This is a genomic window from Mesorhizobium sp. C089B (genome assembly GCF_030323125.1).
GTDB lineage: Bacteria > Pseudomonadota > Alphaproteobacteria > Rhizobiales > Rhizobiaceae > Mesorhizobium.
In genome coordinates this window covers 2,943,066-2,963,686 of sequence record NZ_CP100469.1, presented here as the reverse complement: position 1 = coordinate 2,963,686, position 20,621 = coordinate 2,943,066, and the positions used below count along the sequence as shown (strand labels likewise).

The 20,621-nt window shown below is 63.3% G+C and carries 21 protein-coding genes; 8 read left to right on the top strand and 13 right to left on the bottom strand.

Features of this window, described 5'->3' with window-relative positions:
• Nucleotides 1–204 precede the first annotated feature (204 nt).
• Nucleotides 205–1,143 (top strand): diacylglycerol/lipid kinase family protein, encoded by a 939-nt coding sequence (locus NLY44_RS14690; RefSeq protein WP_023728217.1) that lies wholly within the window; start codon nucleotides 205–207, stop codon nucleotides 1,141–1,143.
• 92 nt (nucleotides 1,144–1,235) lie between these two features.
• Here the strand turns inward: NLY44_RS14690 and NLY44_RS14685 are convergent, their stop codons facing one another.
• From NLY44_RS14685 to NLY44_RS14675, 3 genes are read right to left on the bottom strand one after another with little or no spacing between them, the layout of a single operon-like run.
• Entirely contained in the window at nucleotides 1,236–2,153 is a 918-nt protein-coding gene (locus NLY44_RS14685) for an NAD(P)-dependent oxidoreductase (RefSeq protein ID WP_023805985.1), read from the bottom strand.
• Nucleotides 2,150–3,364: a mandelate racemase/muconate lactonizing enzyme family protein gene (locus NLY44_RS14680; RefSeq protein ID WP_023805984.1), complete on the bottom strand. Its 1,215-nt coding sequence runs from the start codon at nucleotides 3,362–3,364 to the stop codon at nucleotides 2,150–2,152. Before NLY44_RS14680 ends, NLY44_RS14685 begins: the two co-directional genes overlap by 4 nt.
• Nucleotides 3,361–4,977: a GMC family oxidoreductase gene (locus NLY44_RS14675; RefSeq protein WP_023805983.1), complete on the bottom strand. Its 1,617-nt coding sequence runs from the start codon at nucleotides 4,975–4,977 to the stop codon at nucleotides 3,361–3,363. Before NLY44_RS14675 ends, NLY44_RS14680 begins: the two co-directional genes overlap by 4 nt.
• Before the next feature lie 224 nt (nucleotides 4,978–5,201).
• Between NLY44_RS14675 and NLY44_RS14670 the strand changes: the two genes are divergently transcribed.
• Entirely contained in the window at nucleotides 5,202–5,597 is a 396-nt protein-coding gene (locus tag NLY44_RS14670) for an acyl-CoA thioesterase (RefSeq protein ID WP_023671995.1), read from the top strand.
• Between the two features lie 498 nt (nucleotides 5,598–6,095).
• Here the strand turns inward: NLY44_RS14670 and NLY44_RS14665 are convergent, their stop codons facing one another.
• Nucleotides 6,096–6,464, bottom strand: a complete 369-nt coding sequence (locus NLY44_RS14665) for a winged helix-turn-helix transcriptional regulator (RefSeq protein ID WP_023683744.1) — start codon at nucleotides 6,462–6,464, stop codon at nucleotides 6,096–6,098.
• Between the two features lie 89 nt (nucleotides 6,465–6,553).
• On the opposite strand from NLY44_RS14665, the gene NLY44_RS14660 reads away from it, so the two are divergent.
• Complete coding sequence (locus tag NLY44_RS14660) at nucleotides 6,554–7,159, top strand: NADPH-dependent FMN reductase (RefSeq protein ID WP_023671992.1); 606 nt, start codon at nucleotides 6,554–6,556, stop codon at nucleotides 7,157–7,159.
• A gap of 165 nt (nucleotides 7,160–7,324) precedes the next feature.
• Here the strand turns inward: NLY44_RS14660 and NLY44_RS14655 are convergent, their stop codons facing one another.
• Nucleotides 7,325–8,620: a glucoamylase family protein gene (locus tag NLY44_RS14655; protein ID WP_023805981.1), complete on the bottom strand. Its 1,296-nt coding sequence runs from the start codon at nucleotides 8,618–8,620 to the stop codon at nucleotides 7,325–7,327.
• 258 nt (nucleotides 8,621–8,878) lie between these two features.
• On the opposite strand from NLY44_RS14655, the gene NLY44_RS14650 reads away from it, so the two are divergent.
• Nucleotides 8,879–9,757 carry a DMT family transporter gene (locus tag NLY44_RS14650; RefSeq protein ID WP_023701605.1) on the top strand — a complete coding sequence of 293 codons (879 nt, stop codon included), beginning with the start codon at nucleotides 8,879–8,881 and terminating at the stop codon, nucleotides 9,755–9,757.
• Nucleotides 9,758–9,785: 28 nt separating this feature from the next.
• Here NLY44_RS14650 and NLY44_RS14645 read toward each other — a convergent pair whose 3' ends face one another.
• Together NLY44_RS14645 and NLY44_RS14640 are read right to left on the bottom strand one after the other, a co-directional pair.
• Nucleotides 9,786–11,096, bottom strand: a complete 1,311-nt coding sequence (locus NLY44_RS14645; RefSeq protein ID WP_023689708.1) for a hemolysin family protein — start codon at nucleotides 11,094–11,096, stop codon at nucleotides 9,786–9,788.
• Nucleotides 11,097–11,166: 70 nt separating this feature from the next.
• On the bottom strand, nucleotides 11,167–11,874 hold the full coding sequence (locus NLY44_RS14640) for an LssY C-terminal domain-containing protein (RefSeq protein ID WP_286440051.1): 708 nt from the start codon (nucleotides 11,872–11,874) through the stop codon (nucleotides 11,167–11,169).
• A 112-nt stretch (nucleotides 11,875–11,986) separates the two neighbouring features.
• Between NLY44_RS14640 and NLY44_RS14635 the strand changes: the two genes are divergently transcribed.
• Nucleotides 11,987–12,730, top strand: coding sequence for a gamma-glutamylcyclotransferase (locus NLY44_RS14635; protein ID WP_023689709.1), 744 nt, complete (start codon nucleotides 11,987–11,989; stop codon nucleotides 12,728–12,730).
• Here the strand turns inward: NLY44_RS14635 and NLY44_RS14630 are convergent.
• The 3 genes from NLY44_RS14630 to NLY44_RS14620 form a co-directional block, all read right to left on the bottom strand.
• Nucleotides 12,727–13,518, bottom strand: coding sequence for an extensin-like domain-containing protein (locus NLY44_RS14630; RefSeq protein WP_023733327.1), 792 nt, complete (start codon nucleotides 13,516–13,518; stop codon nucleotides 12,727–12,729). The two genes, NLY44_RS14635 and NLY44_RS14630, sit on opposite strands and share 4 nt — an antisense overlap.
• Nucleotides 13,519–13,650: 132 nt before the next feature.
• Complete coding sequence (locus tag NLY44_RS14625; protein ID WP_023689711.1) at nucleotides 13,651–14,727, bottom strand: extensin-like domain-containing protein; 1,077 nt, start codon at nucleotides 14,725–14,727, stop codon at nucleotides 13,651–13,653.
• A 198-nt stretch (nucleotides 14,728–14,925) separates the two neighbouring features.
• Complete coding sequence (locus NLY44_RS14620) at nucleotides 14,926–15,351, bottom strand: DUF3775 domain-containing protein (RefSeq protein WP_023683751.1); 426 nt, start codon at nucleotides 15,349–15,351, stop codon at nucleotides 14,926–14,928.
• A gap of 229 nt (nucleotides 15,352–15,580) precedes the next feature.
• Between NLY44_RS14620 and NLY44_RS14615 the strand changes: the two genes are divergently transcribed.
• Nucleotides 15,581–16,117: a tetratricopeptide repeat protein gene (locus tag NLY44_RS14615; RefSeq protein ID WP_023705872.1), complete on the top strand. Its 537-nt coding sequence runs from the start codon at nucleotides 15,581–15,583 to the stop codon at nucleotides 16,115–16,117.
• Nucleotides 16,118–16,405: 288 nt separating this feature from the next.
• Nucleotides 16,406–16,879 carry a transcription elongation factor GreA gene (greA, locus tag NLY44_RS14610; protein WP_023683753.1) on the top strand — a complete coding sequence of 158 codons (474 nt, stop codon included), beginning with the start codon at nucleotides 16,406–16,408 and terminating at the stop codon, nucleotides 16,877–16,879.
• Nucleotides 16,880–16,902: 23 nt separating this feature from the next.
• On the opposite strand, the gene waaC is transcribed toward greA, so the two are convergent.
• The 3 genes from waaC to rfaD are packed head-to-tail and all read right to left on the bottom strand — an operon-like array spanning nucleotide 16,903 to nucleotide 19,804.
• A complete protein-coding gene (gene waaC, locus NLY44_RS14605) occupies nucleotides 16,903–17,877 on the bottom strand; it encodes a lipopolysaccharide heptosyltransferase I (protein ID WP_023683754.1) in 975 nt (324 codons plus the stop codon).
• On the bottom strand, nucleotides 17,874–18,881 hold the full coding sequence (waaF, locus tag NLY44_RS14600) for a lipopolysaccharide heptosyltransferase II (RefSeq protein WP_023695762.1): 1,008 nt from the start codon (nucleotides 18,879–18,881) through the stop codon (nucleotides 17,874–17,876). Before waaF ends, waaC begins: the two co-directional genes overlap by 4 nt.
• Nucleotides 18,854–19,804, bottom strand: coding sequence for an ADP-glyceromanno-heptose 6-epimerase (gene rfaD / locus NLY44_RS14595; protein WP_023683756.1), 951 nt, complete (start codon nucleotides 19,802–19,804; stop codon nucleotides 18,854–18,856). Before rfaD ends, waaF begins: the two co-directional genes overlap by 28 nt.
• A 134-nt stretch (nucleotides 19,805–19,938) precedes the next feature.
• Between rfaD and NLY44_RS14590 the strand changes: the two genes are divergently transcribed.
• Entirely contained in the window at nucleotides 19,939–20,571 is a 633-nt protein-coding gene (locus NLY44_RS14590; RefSeq protein ID WP_023671977.1) for a LysE family translocator, read from the top strand.
• Nucleotides 20,572–20,621: the final 50 nt, after the last annotated feature.

Here is a 20,621-nt window from a genome sequence, read left to right as displayed (position 1 = left end):
TTTTGGGGAATGGGCGTGAGCCTGTGGATAACGGGATTATCGGGGATCGTTTGCCACAAAGCTCGGAATTTCGACTCCAGCTGCATTAGACAGCCCGCCCGCTTTTTGGCGCCTGATCGGCTGTGCCCTTGCTCCGCCGGCTGGCGCGGGCTTCAATGCAGGCAAAGCATCGAGCCTATCGGCTCGGTGCGGGGAGGGTGCGCATTGAAAGTCGGGGTGGTGCTCAATCCGATTGCCGGCGGCGGCCGGCTGAAACGGCATTGGCCGGAGGTCGCCGCATCGCTGAAAAAGCATTTCGGCGAATTCGAGCTGCGCGAGACGCAGGCCGAGGGCGACGCCGAAAGGCTGGCGCTCGACCTCGCGGCAAGCGGCTTCGAGCTGGTGATCGCGGCCGGCGGCGACGGCACCGCCAGCGAGGTGGCCGACGGATTGCTGCAGGCTTTCGATGAGAGCGGCCGGACAACCGAACTTGGCTTGCTGCCTTGCGGCACCGGCATCGATTTCGCGCGCGGACTTGGCCTGCCGAAAGAGGTGGATGCGGCGTTGAAGCGGATCGCCGAAGCCAAGGCGCGCAAGGTCGATGCCGGGCGCATCTGCTACATCGACGACCATGGCGCGCTGGCCAGCCGGCACTTCATCAATATCGCCAGCCTCGGCCTGTCCGGCGCCACGGACCGTGCGGTCAATGCCGACAAGCGCAAGGGCAGGATGTCGGCCAAGGCGCTGTTTTTCTGGCGCACCGTGGTCGAGTTCATCCGCTACCGCTTCCAGGACGTCAGGATCACCGTCGACGATGGCACCCCGGTCGAGGCGCGCATGGCGCTGGTGGCGGTCGCCAACGGAAAGTTCTTCGGCGGCGGCATGATGATCGCCCCGGACGCCGAACTCGCCGACGGCCAGTTCGACATCGTCATCCTGCGCGCGGCCGGCAAGCTGAAGCTGATCTGGGATATTCGGCTGCTCTATGGCGGCCGGCACCGCAACCATCCCGCCATCACCATATTGCGTGGCCGGAAAGTGGTGGTCGAACCTATCGGCGATGTCGAGAAGAACGGCGCGCTGGTCGACATAGATGGCGAGTCGCCGGGGCGTATACCCGCGACGTTTGAGATCTTGCCCGGAGCGCTGACGCTGAGATATTGAATCAAGGCGTTGAGGGATTGATTCAGGTGGTTTGAGCGGCGATTCCGGCGAACCGGCCAAGGGCCTGAAATCGCAGGACATATTTACCCGGCTTAGCTTTCCAGCTTGGCTGGGAAACCGGGCGCGCGCAGATCCATGTCGACGGCATCCTCGAGCAGTTTGACGATCTGGGTCGACCAGGCGCCGCCGCCATATTCCTGTTTGCCCATCAGGAAAATCTCACTCACAAGCGGCGCCAGTTGGAGTGGCAGTCTGAACTCCCTGCCCATCGCAAGCGCAAAGCCGAGGTCCTTCAGTGCCAGGTCCATGGTGAAGCCAATGTCGTAGGAGCCGTTGAGGATGAGCTGGCTTTCGGTCTCATGGACGAAGCTGTTGCCGGAGGAGGCGACGATGGCGTGGTAGGATTGCGCGAGGTCGAGGCCGCCTTGCTTGGCCAACATCAGCGCCTCGCCGGCGGCGACGAGATGGATGAAGGCCAGCATGTTGGTGATCACCTTGATCACCGCCGCCGAGCCGACCGGACCCATCAGGAACGACTTTGCGCACATCGCTTCGATGGCCGGACGATGGCGCTCGTAAAGCGCAGCATCGCCGCCGACAAGCGCGGTGGTCTTTCCGACCGCGGCCAGATGCACGCCGCCGGTGACCGGGCACTCCAGCGTCTCGATGCCTTTGGCCGCGGCGAGGGCGGCGAGGCGCAGGATCTCGTCGCGGCCGTTGGTCGACATCTCGATCCAGGAGCCGCCCCTGGGCAGACCCTCGAGCAGGCCGCCGGCATTCGCCAGCACCGCTTCGCTGACCTTGGGCGAGGGCAGGCAAGTAATGGCATTGCCGGCCTGTGCCGCCGCTTCGGCCGGGCTGGTCGCGGCCGTGGCGCCGAGCGCCACGAGGCGCTCGACGGCGGCGGGGTCGCGGTCGAAGACGATGACGACAAAACCGTTGCGCAACAGGCTGGCGGCAAGGTTGCCGCCGAGATGGCCAAGGCCGATGAAGGCGTAGCGTTCGCTCACGGCATCAGCGGCGTTTGCATCATCTGCAAATGCAGGTCCTTGCCGGTGTAGGGATGCGCGTCGCAGACCGCTTCGTCCAGCTCGACGCCGAGGCCCGGCCCCTTCGATGGAATGACATTGCCGTCCTGCCACTCGATCTTCTTCTTCAAGAGCGTCGCGTGGAAGCCGTCCCACTGCTTCAGCGATTCCAGGATGAGGAAATTGGGCAGCGTCACCGCCAGCTGGATGTTGGCGGCGCCAACGATCGGCCCACAATAGCAGTGCGGCGCGATCTGGATGTGGTATGCCTCGGCCATGGCGGCGATCTTCTTGGTTTCGAGAATGCCGCCGGAACGGCCAAGGTCCGGTTGCAGGATGGTGGCGGCGCGGTTCTCGATGATTCGGGCGAATTCGAACTTGGTCGTTAGCCGCTCGCCGGTGGCGATCGGGATCGACGTGCCTCGCGCCACCTGAGCCATCACTTCGGGCATGTCGGGCGGCACCGGCTCTTCGAACCACAAGGGATCGTAGGGCTCGATGGCGCGTGCCATGCGCAGCGCACCCGACGCGGTGAACTGGCCATGCGTGCCGAACAGAATATCGGCGCGGGTGCCGACGGCTTCGCGGATCGCCTTGACCATGCGGGTGGAGACATCGATGTCGATCAGGCGCGGCTGGTGGCCGTCGAAGGCGGTGTAAGGACCGGCCGGGTCAAGCTTGACGGCGTTGAACCCCTGCTCGACATATTCGAGCGCGCAGGCCGCCGCCAGTTCAGGGTCGTTATAGACGTTCCTGCCGTCCGGCGCGTCTTCCGAATGGACGCTGCCGGTATGCGGATAGAGATAGGTGTAGGAGCGCAGCGTCTCGTGCACCTGGCCGCCGAGCAGTTTGTAGACCGGCTTGTTGGCTTCCTTGCCCACAATGTCCCAGCAGGCCATTTCCAGCGCCGAGAAACAGCCCATGCCGGTCACGTCGGGGCGCTGGGTAAACCCTGAGGAATAGGCGCGGCGGAAAAAGGTCTCGATGTCGTGCGGATCGTGGCCGATCAGGTAGCGCTCGGCCATGTCCTCGACGAGCTTGGCCGTTATGTGAGCCGAGAAGGTGGCGTTGTAAGCCTCGCCGTAACCGACGACGCCGCCATCGGTGGTCAGCTTGACGAAGATGAAATACTTGCCGCCGATGCCCGGCGGCGGATTGCCGACTACCCAGGTCTTGACGTCGGTGATCTTCATTTTTGGTCCTCCAGAACCAGTTCGGCGCCCTTCCATCCGGTCATGACCGAGGCGGCGTTGGTGTTGCCGGTGATGTTGGCGGGAAATATCGAGGCGTCTATGACGCGCAGACCTTCGAGCCCGTGCACTTTCAGGCGCGGGTCGACGACGGCGGCCCCGGCGTCCGGCCCCATGCGGCAGGTCGAGACCGGGTGATAGACGGTGCCTGAGCGCTTCCTGAAATCCTGGATCAGGTCAGCATCCGACTGGATCGATGGGCCCGGCAAAACCTCCTCAGTGATGATCTCGGCCATGGCGGGCATCGAGGCTATCTTGCGCACGAACTTCACCGCCGCCAGCATCTCGTCGACATCGGCGTTGGTGGAATAGGCGTTGGCGAAGATCCTGGGATAATCACGCGGATTGCTGGAGCGGATCATGATCTCGCCGCGGCTGGACGGGCGGCAGTTGGAGAGGCCGATGGAAAAGCCCGGCCACGGATCTGGCGTCAGGATCGGGCGCTCGCCGCTCTTCGGGATGACGGTCGAGAAAGCCTGGAAATAAAGCTGCATGTTGGGGCGCGAAAACGCCGGGTCGGTGCGGAAGAAACCGCCGCCATGGTTCATCGACAGCGACAGCGGGCCGGAACGGGTCAGGATATACTGCATGCCGACCAGCAGCTTGCCCCACCAGGGCCGCAGGATTTGGTTGAGCGTCGGCACGTTTCCCTTGAAGGTATAGTTGATGCCGACATGGTCCTGCAGATGCGCGCCGACATTTTCGTTGGCGTGGACGACCGGGATGCCAAGCCCCTTGAGCCGTGACGAGGGGCCGACGCCGGACAGTTGCAAGAGCTGCGGCGAGTTGATCGAGCCGGCGGACAGGATGACTTCGCGGCCGGCCCGCGCCGTCTTGGTCTCGCCGTTCTGCAGATATTCGATGCCGACGGCTCGCTTGCCCTCGAACAGGATCCTGCTCGCCAGCGCATTCGTCTCGACGCGGACGTTTTTGCGCTTCATCGCGGGGCGCAGGAAGGCGCGCGCGGCCGACATGCGGCGGCCGTTTTTGGTGGAGATCTGGTAGGTGCCGACGCCTTCCTGGGCGGCACCGTTGAAGTCGGGGTTGAGCGGCAGCCCGGCTTGCTGGCCGGCGGCGAGGTAGCGCCTGGTCAGCGGATGGACGGCGTTCGTGGTGTCGGTGATATGCAGCGGCCCGCCGGTGCCGCGCCATCTATCGGCGCCGGCCTCATTGTCCTCAAGCGCCTTGAAGCCCGGCAACAGATCGTCATAACCCCAACCGGGATTGCCGGCATCGCGCCAGTCATCAAAATCCTCGCGCGCGCCTCGGATCCAGACCATGGCGTTGATCGAGCTTGAGCCGCCAAGCAGCTTGCCGCGCGGCCAATGGTCGACATTGCCGGCAAGGCCGGGGTCCGGCTCGGGCTTGTAGTTCCAGTTGACCGCGGGGTCGAAGAAAGTCTTGCCGTAGCCAAGCGGCATCTGGACATAGAAGCGGCGGTCGCTGCCGCCGGCTTCCAGCACCAGCACGGAGTAACGGCCGGAAGCCGACAGCCTGTCGGCGAGAACCGAGCCGGCTGAGCCGGAGCCGACGATGATGAAGTCATAGGTCTGCATGATTGGTGTTGGCGGCTCCGCAAAACTGGCTGCAGCCTATCCGCGGCAGGCTTCCGAAGTCGCGGTGCCTTCCGGCATGCGTTGTGAAAAATGCGACCGTGAGACGCCTGGCCGGAAAAGCTGCCATGGAACCGACATTGCGCCGGGAGCCTCGCCCGTCGCGTTGACCTCTTGGGTCCATGACGCTAGGGGATCGAGGGCAATCGTTTCAGGGGATCCGGCAGATGGTGCATTACGCGGACGGACGGCCGATCGGCGATCTGACCTTGCGTACGCTCGCCATGCCGGCCGATGCAAATGCGGCCGGCGACATCTTTGGCGGTTGGGTGATGGCGCAGATGGATCTTGCCTGCGGCATCCGTGCGGCCGAGCGGGCCAAGGGTCGCGTGGTGACGGCGGCTGTCAAGGAAATGTCCTTCGCCAAGGCGATGAAGATCGGCGACACGCTGTGCATCTACACCCATGTCGAGCGCGTCGGCCGCACCTCCATGACGCTCAAGGTCGAGGCCTGGGCGCAACGCTACCTCTCCGACCTGATGGAGAAGGTCACCCACGCCGATTTCGTCATGGTGGCGCTGGATAGCGACGGCAAGCCGAAGCCGATTCCAACCGAAAGTTGACATCGTCGATTCTGCCAAGCTTGCGCTTATGTAACATCCCCCGCGCGGGCGATGCGCTGCGCGACATCCAATGGTTGCCTTCACATCCGATTCTGCGGGCGGCGGAGGGAAGACAATGGGTCAACACATGCTGAACGGCTGGCTCGTGGCGGCCCTCGTCGCGGTGATCTGCCTGCTTGGCACGACCGCTTATACCGAGATCAGGAAAGAGCTTCCAAGCGTTGCCTGCACGCAAGACCGGACCGTTGGCAACGAGCGGACTGCCCAGCGGTCTGCAAGGGTAGAGACGTGCGGCGCAGTGTGTTGCAGCAACCCTGCGTCAAAGGCCTGAGGGCCCGTCAGCGGAAGACCTCGTCAGCCTCAAAATGATGATGCGCCGGCGAACGAAACGCTGCAGCTATGTCGATGGCGTGACCAACGCTGCAAGGGCGGATCCAGTTAAACCCGGGTACGGGTCGTCGACGGCAAAATCCGTAAACTATTGCTGGGCAACGGTTTTCAGGCGTGCACGCCATCGAATCTTTCACGCGCCGCCTGGACCCGCGAGGTGTTTTTCCGCGCCCATTCGCCGAGCGCGCCGACCGGCACCAGCAGCTCATGGCCGAGCTCCGTCAGCTCATAGTCGACGCGTGGCGGGATGGTCGGGAACACGGTTCGGGTGACGAAGCCGTCGCGCTCAAGACCGCGCAAGGTGGTGGTCAGCATCTTCTGCGAAATGCCGCCGACAGCGGCGCGCAACTCATTGAAACGCAGCGGTCCGCCGCCCAGCTTGCCGACGACCAGAACGGTCCATTTGTCGCCGACGCGCTGCAGGATTTCCGAGACGGCGCGGCAGTCTTCGGTGTTGTGCGGGTGCCTCAGTAACATAACGGTGCCTCCTTGCGCTGCCATTTGTCAGTATCTCATATAGCGCCGGTATCCAAACGATACCAGCTTTTGCATATATGGAGAGCCCCATGTCCAAGCCCAAAATCGCCATCGTCGTCGGTTCGACACGCGCCGCGCGTTTCGCCGATGTGCCCGCCCAGTGGATCGCCAAGATCGCGAAATCTCATGCCGACATCGACGTCGAGACCGTCGACCTGCGCGACTGGCCGCTGCCCTTTTTCGACGAGGTCGCCTCGTCCGCCTGGGCGCCGTCGCAGAACGAAGTTGCCCAGCGCTGGCAAAAGAAGGTCGCCGAATTCGACGGCTTCATCTTCACCGCCGCCGAATACAATCATGGCCCGACGGCCGTGCTGAAGAACGCCATCGATTACGCCGCCAATGAATGGAACAAGAAGCCGGCCGGTTTCGTCGGCTATGGCAGCGTCGGCGGCTCGCGCGCTGTCGAACATTTGCGTCTTGCCGCGGTCGAATTGCAGATGGCGCCGGTCAAATCCGCCGTTCACATTGCCTGGAGCGATTTCCTGGCGGTGCGCCAGGGCGAGAAGAAGCTCGAGGAGATCGAGCATCTGAACCAGGCTGCCACGGCGCTGGTCAACGATGTTGCCTGGTGGGCCCGCGTGCTCAAGGCAGCGCGTCAGGCCGACGCGATTGCCGGCGAAGCCCAGGCGGCCTGAGCCTTATCCTCCCAAGGATCGATGATTTTTCCAAAGGGCGGCGTTTGCGCCGCCCTTTTTCATTCACGTGAAGAGGCGCTCTCGGCTCCCTTGGCCGGATGGTGGAGTCGGACCGGCAAGGTCGCGCTGATGCCTTGACGATCCCGCGCGAAGGATCGCCGCCTGTCACAGCCAACCGCCGGAAAACCCGGCCCGGCGCAGTCCTGTGGTGATGGCCGGCACGCGGCGCATCAATCGCCACAGGAAGTCGGACCGGTAGTTCTCGATCATCAGGGCGATCGGCCCCTGGTTGATGCCGACATGGTCCGGCGATACCCAACCGCAGGCGCGGCCGTCGTCGGCAGCGATCGTCGGGTTGAAGCTCGCGGTGAAGCCGTAAGAGTTGCCGTCGCGCAGGTCCATCTCGTGGAAATGGCGCAGCGCCGGCAGCACGATTTCCGGCGCAAAAGGCAAGGAGGCGATTGCCGCCCATGGCGACAGCGTGCCGTCATCGGGGCCAAACGGTGCGCCGCGGGCGAGATAACCGAAGAAGCGGCGTCCATCGGCTCGCCGCGCGATCGGACCTGGGCCGTCGCTGGCGGTGACGCCCCAGCAATTCTCGCCATAGCCCGCGAACCCCCTCGGATTGCGGATTGCGTAATCGCGCTGCAGATACGTCGCCTGGCGGCTGTTTTCGAAATAGTCCAGGTCGTGATCGCGCATGAAGGCATCGCGGATGTCGCGAAAATCGATCCAGATATGCGAGAACTGGTGGATGAAAAGCGGGCCGGCATAGACCATCTCGCGGCCGTAGATGGTCTTCCATTTGTAAGTGGACAGCCAGGCCGCGTAGCTCTCGGGAGTTAGCGAGTGGGTCGGCGAACCGAGACCCAGGACGTACAGGATCAGCGCCTCGTCAAATCCTTCCCAGCGGTAGCGGAGAAAGCCTTTTCCAGGCCGCCAGCCATGGGTGACGGTGGCGCCGCCGTTCTGCGCCCAGCGCCAGTCGGCACGGCGGTAGAGCGCATCGGCAAGCTGGCGGATTTCCAGTTCGAGCTCATCGTCCTCGTCGAAATAAGCGCCGGCGGCCAGAACACCGGCAAGCAAAAGGGCGGTATCGATCGTGGACAGTTCGCAATTCCAGACGCGGCGGCCGGTCTTCATGTCGAGGAAATGATAGTAGAAACCCCTGTAGCCGGTGGCATCGGGCTCCGGCCCGTGCGGGGCGTTCCAGAAGAAGCGAAGCGTGGCGAGCGTCCGCTCGATTGCGGCATCGCGCGTCATGAAACCGCGCTCGACACCGACGGGATAGGACGACAAAGCGAGCCCGACGGCGGCTATGCTGGCAGGCGACGTCGGCGTGTTGCGGTCGGCGACCAGGCCGTTGGCAGGGTTGGCCTCGTTGAGAAAATACTCGAAGGACAGGCGCTGGATATCTTGGAGAAGCTCGTCGTTTAGCGCGTGTTCGTTCGATGCATCCATGACAATCGATATAGAGGCTTTGGCTGCTTTTGCCATTCTTCCAGCGGATCAATCATGGGTGAGGGCAGGCTGGGGCCGATAGCGAAAGGCGCTGCCGACGCACCGAATTCAAATCGAGGGGCTGCGAAGATCGGTTGGACCGCCATATGCACGGCCCTGCCATCTGGCCTGGCCGTCCTCCCCTGATATATCCGGCTGCGATCCATCACATGAGCATGCCCCGTGAAGTCACCCAGCCTGTCAGGCGTCGTTTCCCCCATGACCCCGGTGCTGGTCTGTGCACTTGCGATCTTCCTTCTGTCCGCCATGGATGCGGCGATGAAAATCCTGGTGATCGCCGTCGGTGTCTACAACACGGTGCTATGGCGAAGCATGCTTGCGAGCGTGGTCGCGGGCACGGCCTGGGCGGCGGGGCCGCGTTCCCTTCCCACGCCTTCCGTGCTGCGGCTACACGCGCTGCGCGCCGTGATCGTGGGCATCGTTCTGCTGTCGTTCTTCTGGGGCCTTGCCAGATTGCCGCTGGCGGATGGGATCGGGCTTAGTTTCGTCGCGCCGCTGTTCGCTCTCCTGCTGGCGGCGCTGCTTTTGGGCGAACGCATACAGCGCCAGGCGATCTGGGCGTCGCTGGCGGGCATCGCCGGCGTCGTCATCATCATGGCCGGACAGTTCGGGCAAGGGAATTATACCGGGGATGCCCTGCTTGGAACGGTGGCGGTGCTCGCATCGACGGTGTTCTACGCCTACAATCTGATCCTCTCGCGGCGGCAGGCGCTGGTGGCCAAGCCAGTCGAGATCATGCTGTTCCAGAACCTGTGCGTTGCCGCCGTCCTTCTCCCCGCCGCTCCCTGGCTCGCGGTTGCCCTGCCGGGCAATCTCTGGCTTCCGCTGGCCGGGGTGACGGCGCTGTCGCTCTCCGGGCAGTTCCTGATGAGCTGGTCCTACGCGCGGGCCGAAGCGCAATATCTGATCCCGACGGAGTATTCCGCCTTCATCTGGGCGATCGTGTTTGGCTGGCTGTTCTTCGACGAGGCGGCGACCTGGACCACGCTGGCTGGAGCGGCCCTGATCGTGGCCAGTTGCCTGATCGCCTCGCGCTCCAATCCGAAGCTTGCCGAACCGATCGAAGCCGCGGTCTGAGGGCGCTATTCGCTTTGACGGCAGAGTGTCAACGCACCACTTCGCGATGGCCGCTGGGCAGCCGGGTGGCGATCAGCTTGTCGATACGGCGGCCATCGAGGTCGACGACCTCGAAACGCCAGCCTTGCGCGTCGACGCATTCGCCGGTCGCCGGCAGATGGTGCATGTGCGACAGCACATAACCGGCGACGGTCTCGTAGTCGCGGTTTTCCGGCAGGTCGATACCGAGAACGTCAGCCATCTCGTCGGCTTGCATGTATCCCGCGAGCAGCCATGAGCCGTCCTCGCGCTTGACGGCGTTTTCCTCGTCGCCGGCATCAAGGTCGGCGCGGAAGACGCCGGTGATGGCCTCGAGAATGTCGGCAGGCGTGACGATCCCTTCGAAATGGCCGTATTCGTCATGCACCAGCGCCATCGGCACGTCGGATTCCTTCAGCTTCTGCAGGACATCCAGCGCGTCGGCCTGATCGTAGACGATGGGGGCGGCGCGCACATGCTTGCGCGGATCGAGTGCGCGGCCGGCGAGCAGGGCGGCCAGCACGTCGCGCGTCTGAACAACGCCAACCATGACGTCGACGCCGCCATCGCCGGCCGGCAGGCGCGAATGCTGGGTCTCCATCAAGAGCTTGCGGATGGCACCCTCATCGGACTGCAAATTGATCCAGTCGACCTCGGTGCGCGGCGTCATCACGGCGCGCACGGCGCGATCGCCGAGCCGCATGACGCCGGCGATCATGCGCCGCTCGTCGGATTCGATGGTGCCGTGGTGCTCGGCCTCGGCGACCAGCATCTTGATCTCTTCGTCGGTGACCTTCTCCTCGCTCTCGCCGCGCTGGCCAAGCAGCCACAATATGGCGCGGCCGGAAATGTCGAGCAGGAACACCAGCGGCGCGGAGACGGTGGCTAGGATGGTCATCGCAGGCGCCGCGCGGGCGGCAACACGCTCGGGATCGCGCAGCGCGATCTGCTTGGGCACCAGCTCGCCGACGATCAGCGAGAAATAGGTGATGATGGCGACGACGATCCCGACGCCGAGCGGGTCGGCGATGTTTTCGCGCATGCCGGTCGTGGCCAGGTACACCGACAGCCTGTCGCCCAGCGTGGCGCCGGAGAAGGCGCCCGACAGCACGCCGACCAGAGTGATGCCGATCTGCACTGACGACAGGAATTTGCCGGGATTGGAGCCGAGCGTCAGCGCACGCCCGGCGCCATTGACGCCGCGGTCGATCATCGCCTTGAGCCGCGCCGGGCGCGACGACACGATGGCGAGCTCGGACATCGACAGAAGGCCGTTCACACAGATGAGGACGACCACGGTGGCGATTTCGACGTATAGCATCAGGGCTCAATAGCATTGCGGCGGGCCGCAGGAAAATAGTCCGCGATGATTTTTGGAAAATGACAGTGGTTCAGGGGAATTGCCTGAGCACCCCGACAACAGCCTTGCCGTCGGTGAAATAGGGATCGCCGCCGCCGTTGCGTCCGGTCCTGGTGGCGCCGATGCCCGGGATGTCGCTCACCGAGATCACCATGCCGGCCGCCGACAGGTCGTGGATCACGAGATCGCGCTCGGCGTCGATGTCAGGGGCGATATGGTGGGTGATGGCGCCGGTATCGTGGCTGAGACCAACGCCGCGGTCGAAGCTGGCCGAGCCCATCCAGAGCGTTCGGCCGTCGTCGCCGGTCGCATCGCTGCGCCAGAAGCGGACATGATGGCGCCGGTCGGCGCTGCCGCCGACCGGCTTTTCGAAGGCGAGATCCTGGGCGCGGCCTTCGAACAGCAGCCGGCTGACCGGGGCGTCAGGATAGGGATGGTCGAACAGCACGCTCTCACCGATTTCGATCGCGGTCTTTAGCGTCACGCCATCGGCCGTATCCCATCCGGCCATGGCGAAGGCATGGACCATCTCTTTTTCGGTACCGACAAGGCCGATATTGATCGGGTCGCCCGGAATGCCTTGCGGCGTGTGTGTCACCATCTCGAAAGTCTGCGTGCGAAAGCCGCGGTCGCGAACCGTCCAGAATTCCGGCGCAGCGACATAGGCGAGGGCCAGCCAGACCGCCAGAAGAGCGGCGAGCCAGGTCAATGCGCGTCGTTGCAGGCTTCGTCGGCTCATGAAAGCGGCTCGATCCGTGCGGTATCTGTGCCTGACGGACCCTGGAAATCAATGGCCAGCGGCGAGCAGCCGTTCTATCGTCGGCCATCGTTTTTGCGGGGGGTGAGCAGCAATGGATAAGAAGCCGGTGGGTCGCAGCTCGATGGCATTGACCGCGGACCTTGTCGCAAGGGTCGAGCGTGTCGAACCGGATCCGGGTCCCGAGCCCGGAACAACCGAGCATACAGACGCGGAGTTCGATAGTCTTGTCGAGCAACTTCTGTCGGAGCATCGGCCTGAAGCGCTATGGGTCTTTGCCTACGGGTCGCTGATCTGGAACCCCGAATTTGCCCATGTCGAGCAGCGCCCGGCCACGGCGCCAGGATGGCACCGCTCGTTCTGCCTGACGCTGACCCGTTGGCGCGGAACCCGTGATTTGCCGGCGCTGATGCTGGCGCTCGATCGAGGCGGCAGCTGCAACGGGATCGTCTATCGGCTGCCCTCGGAAGACCATGTCGGGCAACTTGGCCAGTTGATGCGCCGCGAGATCGATGCCAATCCGCCGACTAACGTGCCATGCTGGATCAAGGTCAAGACCAAGGATGGGCCGTTGCGGGCCTTGGCTTTCGTCGCCGCGCCAGACGGCAGGGCCTATGCCGGCCGGCTGCCATTGGAGCAGGTTGCCGACACGCTGGCGCGGGCTGCCGGGCATTGGGGCTCGTCGGCTCAATACCTGTTCCGAACCGTCAGCAAGTTGGAAGAAAGCGGTATCCGCGACAGGAACCTTTGGCGCATCCAGGATCTGGTGGCCCAGCAAATCATCGCTTCCACCAGGAACGCCAATCCCGACTCATTTCTGAACGGTGAAACGCCTTAGCGGCAGGCGCGGTAGCCGCTTTTGCGGTTCTTGATGTCGAAATGGAAATGGTTGCGGTGATCGTAATTGTAGCCGGGACCGAGCACGGTGGTGAAATACTGGCAGCCGTCGGCGCGCACATTGTTGAGGAAGCCGCGGGTGCGGAAGGCAAACAGGCCGGGCTTGCGCACGTCGATGTCGTCGCCGTTGTTGAGCTCGATGCTCATGACGTCGAGGGCGTTGCCCTTGCCGTGCTCGGACAGGACACCTTCGCCGGCGATGTTGCGGCAGGAATAGCTCGAGCCCTGGTGGATGGTCTTGACGCCCGAGAAATAGCGCCAGCGGGCGGAGGGAACCAGTTCGTTGCTGGTCCAGGCGGCGAAACTTGCGGCCATGTCGCAGGTCAATGTTGCGGCGGGCTTCATCTGGATGCCGCCGATGGCGGATACCTTGACCGGCCAGTCTATGCCGCACTGTCCCTCATGGATCGGCTGGACATCGGTGTAGACGACGCGAAGGCGCTTCAGCTCGCCACGGCAATCGGTTTCGCTGGCCGGCATCTGCTGCGGCTCCGACTCCGACATCGGCTCGTCCATGCGCGGATAGGCGGCAGTCATATACGGATTGGACGGGACGAGCTTCTGCATGCCTTCATATTGCGGCACGGCCGCGGTCTGCGAGCCGACATCGACGGCCGGCTGCAGCGACAGCACGCTGCCAGTGTTGCAAGCCGAAACGGCGGCCAGCGCAAGACCGGCGGCCAGTATCGCTGCGCTTTTTGCCTTCGCGGCGCGAAATATTGCGGCCATGGGCGGAATCCTGTCCTTGATCGGTGGGATTTTAACGATCAAGGGTAAAGGAAAACTCAGCGTCCCCGTTCATGCCTGCGGCCGAAATGCGGCAGCCAGACCATCACCGGCATGACGATCACTGAAGGGCCATCACTGGCAGAAAGTGCCACCATTCCGGCGCGGTTCGAGATCGAGATGGAAATGCAGGGAATGGTCCGGGTCCGCGCCCGGTCCAAGCACGGTCTTGAACGGTCCGCAGGCGGCCTTGCGCACCGCATTGAGGAATTTGCCGTCCTTCTCGGGCGGCGTTGGACCGACTTCGACCTTTCTGCCATCTGACAACGTGAAGCTGGCAATATCGAGCGCGTTGCCGAAGGCATGTTCCGACAGATGGCGCGTGCCGTTGCGCGGCCGGCAGACAAAGGCCGATGCCTGGTTGATCGATTTCAGGTCGGCTCCGAACTCGGCTTTCGCCGCCGGCTGTATGATTTCGGCGGCAAAGCGGGCTGCAGCCTCGGCCATCGGGCAGTTGAGTTCGGTCGCGGGGCCGATGGCGATGGATTTTCCGAGCGACTTCAGCACCAGGGGATAGGGGATCGAGCAGCCGATGTCGGGATTGCTTTCCGCCTTATGCTCCTCGAATTCGACACCAAGGGCCGTCAGCCGCTCGCGACAGGCGACTTCCGCCGCCGGCATTTTTGCATCGGGCAAATCGGCCGAGCGCGCATCGGGCAGCATCTTCTTGTCGCCGGCATCGGGTTTTTCAGGTGGTTGCGGAGCAACGGCCGGCGGCTGAGCTTCAGGTTCCGAAGTGTCTGGCTTTTGTGTCGGAATCGGCGCCGCGGCCGGCGGCTCGGGCTCGCTTTGCCTATCGGTCGACGGCTTCGGAGCTGACGGTCCGGGCCGCGCCTGCTTTTTAAAACCGGACTTTTCTTCGTTGAATCGATCGTCATTGGACCGGTTGGGCGCGCCAAGAGGGTTCGGACCTTCGGCCTTTTGCTTTTCGATCGGTGCTGCGCCGGTCTTCGGCGCCTCTGAAGGACGCGCCTCGGGCAGCGGGACAACGCGCGAGGGCTGCACCGGAACATCGGCGGGCGAGGGCTTTTTATCCGGGGTCTTTTGTTCCACCTGCTTTGGCGTGATGTGCCGCTTTGGACTGGGCTTCTGGCGGTGCTTGCTGCGCGGCTTAGGATGCGAGTCGACCCGCGGTGAAAACAGCTGCTCCAACCGCTGTGACAGCGGCGTGTAATGCTTCTTGCGCTGTTTGGCGTCGGCTTGCGTCAGCAGGGGCGTCAGCAGCAGAGCCGTGACGACCATGACCAGTGCAACCCTGCATGTTCGGGAAAGTACAACAGACCCCATCGTCCTCAACGGCGCGAGCGCCCGGAGGTTGCCTGCGGCCCATCACGAACGGTAACCACGCCGTTACGCGCCAATCGCTTCCAGCCCTTCTTCCAGCCAGTCGGCCAAAAGCGGCATGCCGAGCAGGTATTTCGCCGTGCGCTTGTTGGCGCGGTCGCGCGCGGCGGCAACCGCATCGGACCATTCCGCTGCGTCATAGTCGCCGCGGCCGACCCAGGCCAGCGCGATCAACTCGGCCGCTTCGTCGACGTTGAGGTCGTTGATCAGCTCGCGCAGCTCTTCCTCGGTGAGGTCTTCCGCGCTTTCCTCCGCCAGACCGTCATGGTGGTGATTGGCATGTGATTCACCATCGAGCTCGACCTCATGCTCGGCACCGTCGGCATAGTCTTCGTTGACGGCAGCACTCAGTCCCTTTGCCTTGAGAATGAACAGGCGCACGGTGTCCGGGCCGATCGATAGCTCCCATTCCCGCTCACGGCGCTGTTGCACTCTCGGGCACCCCCGCTGATCATTTCCCGAATGATAGCGGATTTGCAGCGCGCGTCACGTCATGTTCTGATCCCTGGCTCCCGCCTTTGACCGAATTCAGGTTAGGCACGGCCGCACAAATAGTTTCGGCGGCTGCGGGTTTCCGGGATGAAAAGTCTGCATCCCGGCGTTAGCTTTTCATTATCGTCATTTTCCCTCAAGATCGTCATTATCCCTCAAGGAGGCTTCGATGCATAAAAGAGTGTTGATCCAGGCGGCTGCGGCGCTTGTGGCGCTGCAGTTCTTTGCGGTTCCGGTGTTTGCGGCCGGCGGCGGTGGCGGTGGTACCGAGACCACCACCCAGTGCAAGAAGGGGCAGGTCTGGGACAAGAAAAAGCAGAAATGCGTCGCGCCGAAGTACGGCATGCTGGACGACGATAACATCTATGATGCTGGTCACGACCTGGCCATGGCCGGGCGTTATGACGAGGCGATCGCCGTGCTCAGCCTTGCCGCCAACAAGCAGGATCCACGCATCCTCAACTATCTCGGCTATTCGCATCGCCATTCCGGCCGTGTCACCGTCGGCCTCGGCTATTACGAGGAAGCGCTCCGCATCAACCCGGATTACACGCTGGTGCGCGAATATCTCGGCGAGGCCCATCTGCAGATCGGCGATCTGGTCGGCGCCCAGGCGCAGCTGGCCGAGATCGAGAAGCGGACGGGCAAAGATTCGCGCGAATACGGCATGCTGGCCGAACAGATCTACCATTTCATGAGAAGCTGACCCCACCCCAACGGCTTCTCTGGGCCGGCTGCGAGCAATCGCAGCCGGTTTTTGTTGTCGCAACTGCAACACGCTGCACATGCCGTGACGGCAATTGCGCAAGTCGGCTCATGATTTTTCAAAAAGCCTGCTTTTTCAGCGTGAAAAACGCGCGAGGATCGCTATATTGGGGAAAATTGCGGTGAAACGGTTCCGTTAGCCCGAGGCTGCCGGACCCGTTTTCTTTTTATACCCATCGACAAGGCTTTCCCCGAAATGCGGGGGTGGCGGCAGGAAAGGTCAGGCATCATGAACAAGGTCCCGATGACAGGCGAGGGGTTCGCGTCATTGAAGGAAGAACTGCGCTGGCGCCAGCAGCAAGAGCGGCCGCGTATCATCGAGGCGATCTCCGAAGCGCGCTCGCATGGCGACCTGTCCGAAAATGCCGAATATCATGCCGCCAAAGAGGCGCAGAGCCTCAATGAGGGCCGTGTCAACGAACTGGAAGACTATATTGCTCGGGCCGAGGTGATCGACGTCACCAAGCTTAGCGGCGACAAGGTCAAGTTCGGCGCCACGGTGGTGCTGGTCGACGAGGACACCGAGGAAAAGAAGACCTACCAGATTGTCGGCGACCAGGAAGCGGATGTGAAATCGGGCCGTATTTCGATCTCCTCGCCGATCGCGCGCGCGCTGATCGGCAAGGAAGTCGGCGACGCCATCGAGGTCAACGCCCCCGGCGGCGCCAGGGGTTATGAGATCGTCCAGGTGCAATTTATCTAGCACCTCAGAATTGCTGGAAGGTCCTATGCCGAAGCTTGGAGCTTAAGGGCTAATAGCTTTTCTGCTTCCGGCACCACCTGTGCCGGCATGAGGCGCTCCCCCGCTGCGGCCAGCAACGTTGAGGCATATTGCCCGCGCGGGCCGGTCAAACCCGGCTCGGTCGCCAGGAACACCGCGACCGTCGGCAGGCCGAAGGCGCTGGCGAGGTGGGTCAGACCGGTGTCGGCGCCGATAACCAGCGTCGAGCGGCCAAGGATCGCGGCAATGTCTGCCAGCGGCGATCTCGGCACCACGATCGTTGACGGCACGGCTTTCGAGATCGCCTTGGCCACCGCCTTCTCACGCTCGTTCGACCAGGTGGTGACCGGCGTCATTCCGCTACCAACCAGCAGGCGAGCCGTTTCGATCCAGTCTTCGGCGGGCCATTTCTTGTCCTCGCGGCTGGTGCCGTGCAGCAGGAAGGCCGTCTTGCCGTCAATGCCGGCCAGGCCGCCGGGAGGCGGCACAATCCCGGATGCGAGCGCCGAAAGATCGGGCTCGTAGCCGAGCGCCAGCCCGAACAGCCGGCGCGTGCGTTCGATGGCGTGCAGGTTGCGCGGCACGGCGTATTTGCGCTGGTAAAACAACGTTGCCGAGGGCTCCCGCGCGCTTGCGCGGTCGAAACCTGCGATTGGTGCCGCTGCCTGTTTCGCAACCAGGGCCGATTTCAGCAGCCCCTGCGCATCGATGACGAGGTCGTACTCGCCTGCTTGCAGAGCGCGGCGCAAGCTTGTCGCCTCCCGCCATGTGCCGGCGTTGAACAGATGCTTGCGCCAGCGCCGGATGGCGACGGTATGGATCTTTGCTATCGCCGGATGCAGCGCGACGATGCCGGCAAAGGCCTCTTCGACGCACCAGTCGAAGGCGATATCGGGGCGCTTGCGGCGTGCATCTTCGACGGCGGGGAAGGTGTGGATGACGTCGCCCATCGAGGAGGTCTTGACGATCAACACCTTCATGCGGCGGCCGGGAGTTCCAGCAACCTGTCCGCCGCCGCTGCCACTCGGGCAACGTCCAGCGTCTTCAGGCAGTTGAGGTGGCCGAGCGGACAGACCTTCCGGTGGCAGGGCGAACAGGACAGATGCAACCAGATCAGTTCGCGCTGTTCAGCCAACGGCGGCGTGTTTTCCGGCGAGGTCGAACCGTAGACGGCAACGACCGGCGTGCCGACGGCGGCCGCGACATGCATCAGCCCGCTGTCGTTGGACACCGCCAGCCTGGCCGCGGCGATCAGGTCGATGGCGTCCTCCAGCCGTGTCTTTCCTGCCAGATCGACGACACCGGGCGCGAGTGCTGCGATCTCGGCGGTGACGTCGCGATCGTTCTTCGAGCCGAACAACGCGACCTTGAATCCTTTCGCCATCATCTCTCCGGCGAGGCCGGCATAGCTTTCGCTAGGCCAGCGTTTGGCCGGACCGAATTCGGCGCCGGGCATCATGGCGACGAATTTTCCCGGCTGCACTGCGAACCGAGCGAGCAGATCTTTCTGATTGCCGGCGTCGACGGTGAGCCGCGGCGGCCGGAAATGTCCGCCTTGGGCGAGGCCAAAATAGGCCTGCGCGGTGCGCCGTTTGACGGCATCGGGCAGCGGCACGATGTCGGTCAGCAGGCCGTAGCGCATTTCCCGGAGATTGCCGAAGCGGCGGGGGATGCGGGCAAAGAACGGGATCAGCGCCGATTTCCAGCTGCCCGGCAGGACGTAGGCCATGTCGTAGCGGCCGCGCAGCAGGCGGCCGAAGCGGCGGCGAATGGTGAATTCGAGCGCGCCCGGTTGCAGCGGGAAATCGATCTGCTGGCGAATCTCGGGCATGCGCTTGACCAGCGGGGCCGCCCAGGCCGGGGCCAGCACGTCGATGGCGGCGTTGGGATGGACGTCCTTCAGCGCTGAAAACAGGCACTGCGCCATGACCATATCGCCCACCCAGCGTGGGCCGATCACGAGGATCGTTGGGCTTTCAGCCATTCGACATAGTCTCTGACGCCGGTTTCCACGCTGCGGAATTGCCCATTATAGCCGGCTGCGCGCAAGCGGGACATATCAGCCTGGGTAAAACTCTGGTAGCTGCCCTTGAGGTGATCGGGGAATTCGATGAACTCGATCTCGCCCTGGCCCAGCGTATCGATCACGGTCTCGGCAATGGCGCGGAACGGCTGGGCGCGGCCGGTGCCGCAGTTGAAGATGCCGCTCGAGCCGCGCTTCCACAGCCACAGATTGACGTCGGCGACATCGCCGACGTGAATGAAGTCGCGGCTTTGTTCGCCGGGGCCGAAGCCGTCATGGGCGCCGAACAGCTTTGGGTTTTCGCCGCGCCCGACCTGATTGAACAGATGGAAGGCGACCGAGGCCATGGCGCCCTTGTGCGCCTCGCGCGGGCCATAGACGTTGAAGTAGCGCAGGCCCGCGACCTGCGAATGATCGGTGTCGAACACGGTGCGCCTGACATAGTCGTCGAATAGTTTCTTCGAATAGGCGTAGACGTTGAGCGGCCGCTCAAGTGCGGGATCCTCGCGAAACTCCGAACCGCCGCCGTAGACGGAAGCCGAGGAGGCATAGAGGAACGGTATGCGCAGCGAAAGACAGCCATGCAGCAAGCGCTTTGAGAAGGCGTAGTTCACGTCCATCATGAACTTGCCGTTCCATTCCGTGGTGGTCGAGCAGGCGCCCTGGTGGAAGACGGCCTCGACGCGGCCTAGGTCGCCGGCTTCCAAGGTGGCCAAGAATTCGTCCTTGTCGAGATAGTCGGCTATCTGCAAATCGGCCAGGTTGGCGATCTTGTGGCCGTCGGTGAGGTCGTCGACGACGAGGATGTCATCATGGCCTTCGGCATTGAGTGCGGCGACGATGTTGGAGCCGATCATGCCGGCCCCGCCCGTGACGATGATCATGAAGGCCTCTGGTTGCTTGCGATTCCGGTCCTTATAAGGGAGGCCAAGCGTACTGTCGATGAAGCACCACGACGCCACAGTGAGACCGCGAAGCGGCCCGCTTTATTCGAGGCCCGCAAGCTAGGGGACAAAAAATGCCGTCGACCGAACTGCTCATTGCGTTTTTCGCCACCACGGCGATCTTTGCCTATATTCCAGGACCGGCGATGCTCTATGCCGCCGCGCAGACCATGGCGCGCGGGCGCTGGTCGGGGCTGACGGCGGCACTTGGCATCCATCTTGGCGGTTATTTCCATGTCTTTGCGGCTGCCGCCGGGCTGTCGGTGCTCTTCCATGCGGTGCCGCCGCTCTACATGGCGGTCAAGCTCATCGGCGCGCTCTATCTGATCTGGCTTGGCGTGTCCTTGTTCCGCAAGCGCGGGGACGGTGACACGGCGCTGCCGGCGATCGAGCGCAAATCGGCGCGCCGGGCATTTTTCGAGAGCATCACCGTCGAAGTGCTCAATCCGAAGACGGCGATCTTCTTCATGGCGTTCCTGCCACAGTTCATCGATGCCTCGGCGGGTTTCCCGGTGTGGCTGCAATTCGTCGTGCTGGGCACCATCGTCAATTTAATGTTCTCTTCGGCAGATATTGTCTGCGTGTTGCTGGCAGGCATGGTGATCGCCCGGCTGAAGCGCTCCAGCCGTGCGCAGCGCATCATGCAGAGGGCGGGCGGGGCGGTGCTGGTCGGACTGGGCGTCCACGTCGCGTTGCAGAAGAGCTGACGGCCGCCCTGACGTTGCGCTGCGCGGATTTGCGGTATATCGGCTTCGCC